Raw genomic sequence first — 5,976 nt, forward strand, 5'->3', positions numbered from 1 at the left:
ATAGGTTGGCCCAAACGTAAGCTGGTTATCAATAACGTGTGTTAGTACAGGGTTGCGGGTTTTTATAATACTGTCGCGATAAATTTGAGTAACGTTTGCAGCTTTTGTATAGGTAAACTCTAATATATTTAAATCATGCTGTTTATGCAGGTCAGGTTTCCACTGGTAACCAAATGAGGCGTTGAACGAATTTAACGTATACAGTTGGGTGCGGTTGATGAGGGTGTACCCCGTATTCAATATGGTGCGCGGTATAAAGGCCGTATTACTGGTAAAATCAATGGGACTTATAAACCGGGGCCATGATAACGATGGCTTTATACCGGTTTGATATACGTTGTACCCGTTATTGCGGCTGCCAAACTGTATGTCGCTACTGCCAAATAAGGTAAGTGTAAACAGTTCGCCGCCTTTAAAGGTATTTTTGTTCCTGAAATTGAGGTTTACTTGTGTGCCGTTATAATTGGCTGATGTTTGCCGCCCCAATATTTCGGCTTGTAATGATTTGCGTTTATACTGGGTTAAAAAATAATAGATATCCAGTTTAGGCGAATCGGGGGTAACATCCTCAAACCTGTTTTTTACATATCTAAAAGGCCCCAGCTCAATAAACCGGTTCAATGATTTAGTATGCTCCGTACGGTTATAAACATCATTAGGATGCAGTAAAACTGTGCTTTTAAATAAAAACGGCCGTACAGTATGCTGAGGATCGATCACGTTATACCAGCGGTATTTTTCGGCCGAATCTATTTTAAGCGATGTATCTCTTAAGGAGTAATTCGGGTAAACATAAATATTGCGGATGGAATATATCCAGCGGGCACGTTCGGGCGTTTCGTTTTTAACTTTCACAAACAGGTCAACCTGATGGTTGGCTATGGTACTGTCGTACCGCATAATAATATCATCAGGCGAGAAATAGTAAAACCCTTTTTCTTTCAGTCTCGCATCTATACGTAAGCGCTCGTTCTTTATCACATCCAGGTTATACTGGTCGCCAACTTTTAATAGGCTTTGCTTGGCAGTGCCTGTAATGGCGGTGTCCAGATCGTCCGTTTCCGCAGGGAATGTCACTTTGCGGTAATGGTATGCCGGGCCGGTTTGTATAGTGTATACCGCTTTGGCTGTCTTTTTTTTACTTATAGTATCGCCGCTAACGTCTGCTATAAAGTATCCCTTGTTTTGTAACCTGTTTTGCAATATGTTGCTATTTTTATTTAGGTCAACAGCACTAGCCAGCACTGGCGGTTCACCAAATTTGGTGTTGATCCAATGTTTTAGGCCACGCAGTTTATTGGTTTTTGTTTTTTCGTAGATGTACAGCTTAACCCGCAGACCCAGTATTTTGCCATTTGGTTTAGGCCTTAGCAGATCTTCCAGCTCATCACTTAATGCTTTAGCTTCACTTTTTTTGGCAAATTGGTCTGTAATTTTCACATCGGCGCCGGTATACAGTTTTTGCCCGGGCGGCAAAAATTTGGTAGTGCTGCAGGCGCTTAATAAAACGGCTATTAAAATATATGTACAGGTAAATTTATTCATCAATATCAGTTAGCTATTTGTTTTTGTTCTTTAGGCTGATCGGATGGCTTTACATCGGCTACAGTAGCGTCATGTTCTTTTTCCGCATTTTTTTGCTCTTTTTTCTTTTCCTTCTGATCTTTCTTATACTCTTTTTCCTTGGCTTTATCTTCCGCAGTCTTTTTCTTAAATAGTTCTTTAAAACGATTGTACTCGTAGGTTAATGAAAAAGCCAAACCCGTTTCAACCACCTGGCCCTGTATTACTATAAACTCATCACGACGGTAGGCACGCAATAGGTAGCGGCCATCCTGTGTAAGTTTATAATTAACGGATAAGTTACCCGCAATGTCCGTAGCTTTTTGCCCGGGCTGGTTTTGTCCTTCCAGGTTAAAGTTATTGCCCACGGTAACCGTTAGCCTATCGTTTAAAAACTGTTTGGAGAGGCCTACGTTCAGATCCGTACGATTTTGCTGCACCCCGGTAGAATAGTCTGCCCCTGAGGTCAGGTCGAAATTCAATTGCACTCCTGCAATTGCATCCCCGGCAAGCTTGTTTAGCTGGTCAGATAGCAGACTACTTACACTGTTACGCACCAGGCCATTTACTCCCGTGCTGCCGCCCAGGCTTTGTAATGGATTATCGCCAATAAAATGTCCTAATACCAACACGCCCAAAACCTGTTTGTTCATTTCGTTAGGGTCCTGGCGTATTTGTGATAGCCGCGCATCAACGGTTGATATAACATCGGGCGATACGGTATAAGTGCTATCAGGCAACACAATATCAAAAGTAATGTCGGGCTTTAAAAGTTCGTTTTTTAAATTCAGATTTACATTAAACGGCAGTTTTTGTTTGTACATGGTGGTGGTTTGTACATCGCTGCCAAGCTGGTCGCTCACTAAATCAATAGGGGGTACATTTGCCACATAAACGGCGGTCAAATCAATATTAGCGCTCGTTGGGTCGCCTGTCCAGGTAATGGTGCTGCCTTTTTTAAATTTGAAAGTACGCTTAACTGTAGCATAAGCCAGGTTATATGATCCTTCGTCAACCACATAAGTGCCGGTCAAACTTGTTTTACCGCTCGGGTCAATACCACCATTAAGGTGTGCTTCGCCTTTTATATGCACCACATCGCCGTTGCGCGGGTCAATCACTACGTTAAAATTTGCGCCTTTGCTAACATTAATGGTAGCATTAACATCCAAACCTTTCATCTTCGAATGTTTAAGCGAATCCAACTGTTTGGCCAGCAGTATCGAATCCAATTTAGGCGCTTTTTGGTCAATAACCTCTACTACGCCTTTACGGTCCTCAACCCCCGGATCGCTGCCTGGCAATACAATAGTGAGGTCTGTTTTATCGTTTACAGTAATATCGGCATCAACTACGGGCTTATTCATATCGCCGCGTATTTTTACGTTGGTGTTTACATACAGCTTGCCGAAAAATAATTTATTATCAGCAGCGGTCGAGTTTACTACCCTGAAATTATTGGCGTTTATATCTATCCCAAACTTAAAATCATTATAGGTTTTAGTGTAAACCGTGCCGGTTACTATGGCCTTATTGCCTGTAGAATCAACCAAGGTAAAATCGTTTAAACGAATACCGTCATTATTAAAGGTGATACTTTCCTGCGGCATAGTGAAATAGGAGTTAAGCATTGCCACATTAAAGCCCACTTTATTAAAATTTACATCTCCCCGTATGGATGGCGCTGTGGTGGTGCCTGTAATTTTTAGCTGTCCTGTTACCGTGCCTGAGGAGTTACGAATAGCGCCAAAGCTAAAACCCTGTATACTCTTCATATTTAACCTTATAATATTAAGATTAAGGTCGAATTTACTTTCGGGGGCGGTGTAATATATGCCGCTCATATCTACCTGGTTATCATAACCCGTAATACTCATGTCGGCGGTATAAGCGTTGGCGGTTTGGTTGTTTACTTTCAATGCGATGTTGCCCACGGTGTCACCTTTAAAGCTAAAGTTATTGATGTTTAAAGCTGCCGTAAATTGCATGGCTTTTTGTAGGTTACTGATAGTTGCATCGCCGTTAATGGTGCCACCCATCTGTAATGAATCCTGTTGGGCAATACGGGTAAGTGTTTCGATCTGGAAGTTTTGAAACTGCACTTTTATAGGCGAATTCATTACGTTGGATGTGCTATTGGCACTTAATACCTGGTTGGCATTGGTCATGGTAAAGTTGCGGGCCAGTAAACCGGCATTGCCGAATTGCAGCGCGTTATCCGGGTTAACCGTCCACGGAATATAATTTAATAACAAGCCATTTTGTACAAAGCTAAACTGGTATTGGTTAGGTAAAATGCTGAACACGCCTGCTATGCGGTAACGTTCCTTTTTCGTCAGGTCGCGCACTTGTAGGCTGACGTTTAACTTGTTATTTTGGGCGTTGCCTGTAATACTGGTATTCAACAAATCGACTGATGAGCCTGCTTTGATTTCGTCGGCAGTAACACTATAATTTAAAGCGTTGCTGGCGGTGTTGATATTCAGTTTCAGGTTGTTAATAGTATTGGTACCATAAACAATCCTCGGTACACCTCCGTTCACTACAAATTCGCCGGTAGCGCTGTTAAACCGGCCGTCAAGGGCTATGGGCTGCATTTGTTTTAAATCGGGTGCAAACTGAGTTACCAGCGGTGTTTTATTGATATGCACATTAAAAGTAAACTGCTGCGCCGAATAAACGGGTTTGGATTTGGCTGTATTAGCGCTGGCCAAATCCATATTAAAATATTTGTTGATCAGATCCTGCACCGCAGGACCTACTTGTGTCAACTTATATTTGCCGCCCATCCGTGCGGTTATAAATGGTGTTTTTAAATGCAGTGTGCTGCTGTCCGCATTGGCTGTTGATATTAAACTAACCGAATCAACGCGTAGCCGCTTACCATTATTAACCAACAGCAAGTCGGTAGCCTGTATGTTGGCATTCAAATAATCGGGATCGGCAGTTGGCACATCGGCAACTATTTTACCGTGGAAACGCATTTCATTCGAAGTAAAGTTCAAATTTTTCAGGTTGATGCTATCAACCAATAAAGTGCCACTAACTGATGGGTATTTTTTATTCAGATTGGCTTTAGCATCCAAACTAAAGTTAATGTTAGGATCCTTCATGCGGGCATTGGCCACATAGCTGCCGTTTTTGGCCGTACCTTTAAGTACCAGGTTTTTATAGGTATAGCCTTTTACATAAGCCTGCGCCACATCGCCGCTAAATTGAAGGCTGGCGGTTTTGGGGTCTAACCCAACACCTTTTACAGTGGCCGTCATGGTAACTTTGCCCAACATTTGTGGCTGTTTGGTTATAATCCCAACGTTCAGGTCATTGGCTTTTATTATGGCCGAATAAGATGCGTTGCGTTTGTTGTCGACATTTTTCATTGTGGCATCCACATCAACCGCACCATAGGCCGAACGTAAATTTAATTTGGTAGTAAAATCTTTTATGCCGCCTTTAAAAGTGCCCTTTAAATTCATGGAGGGTGGTATGTTTATGGATTTTGGTATAGTGCCTGCCGGAAGCAGTTTGGCAATATCAGTTTGGCTGGTATTAAAATCGGCCAGTGTAACATCGGCATAAACCTTATTAATATCAGGTAAACCTTTTATAACTGCGGATGCTTTGATATGGGTATTGTTTAACCCTGCAATTTCAAAATTATCAACCTTTAAATTGCTTACCTGCCCGGCTACTTTTCCGTTAACAAGAAATACCGCGTTTGGCGAACTTTTAAACGGCTCCAAACTGCTCAGGGTTGGCATTAACAACAGTACATCTTTTAATGCTAGTTTGCTGCCATTTAAATTGGCATTAACTTTTAGCAATCCTATATTCTTGCTGACAGCGGCTATTGATGGATAGCTAACCTGCACCTCTTTTTGCAAAACAGTTTGAGGTGTTTCTACAAGCAGGTTATTTAGGTAGGCATTTTTAGAACCGTAATAAAAAGAGGTATGGAATTTTTTAACGGTTAACCCGCTTTTTTCATTGAAGGTAAAATTATTGATCTTGCCTGACGTAACCTCAGGACTAAACGCTATATCCTGCACATCGGCATTTAAATTACGAACGTGCATGTGTGCGTAATCAAGCCCCTGCGCAATTGGGTTCATGGCCTCATTGTCATATTTAATATCGTCGTTATTAAACTTAACCGAGCCTATGGTTGCTGTCCACGGTTTGCTGTTTTGCGCCGATACCAGTGTATCCAGCTTTTTAATTGCCTTTACTGCCGCCTTAACCAAAGTTTTTGGTTTGGCAAATGTTAGTACAGCTTTAGTATCATTTAACTCAACGTTTTTTATACCTACTTTTTTGTTGATGAGGTCTATCTTATCCATCTGCACCAAAAACTTGTTCATATCTACCTTGGCGGTCATTTCATTGCTGCCGTAGTAAACATTAATTTTGGAG

Annotated in this window: 2 protein-coding genes; both read right to left on the bottom strand. The window is 41.7% G+C overall.

The genetic code is table 11. The features are described from left to right. Positions 1 to 1,545: translocation and assembly module lipoprotein TamL (tamL, locus tag ABI367_RS02240; RefSeq protein WP_462229073.1), on the bottom strand; the 1,545-nt coding region annotated here is incomplete at its 3' end. Positions 1,546 to 1,550: 5 nt separating this feature from the next. After that, positions 1,551 to 5,942, bottom strand: coding sequence for a translocation/assembly module TamB domain-containing protein (locus tag ABI367_RS02245; RefSeq protein WP_462258003.1), 4,392 nt, complete (start codon positions 5,940 to 5,942; stop codon positions 1,551 to 1,553). Between the last annotated feature and the right edge of the window lie 34 nt (positions 5,943 to 5,976).

This window comes from Mucilaginibacter sp., assembly GCF_039935595.1.
Classification (GTDB): domain Bacteria; phylum Bacteroidota; class Bacteroidia; order Sphingobacteriales; family Sphingobacteriaceae; genus Mucilaginibacter.

What these genes read in the sequence shown, in the direction of transcription:
- ABI367_RS02245 (WP_462258003.1), bottom strand. Translation starts at nt 5,942, where the DNA reads ATGACCGCCAAGGTAGATATGAACAAGTTTTTGGTGCAGATGGATAAG.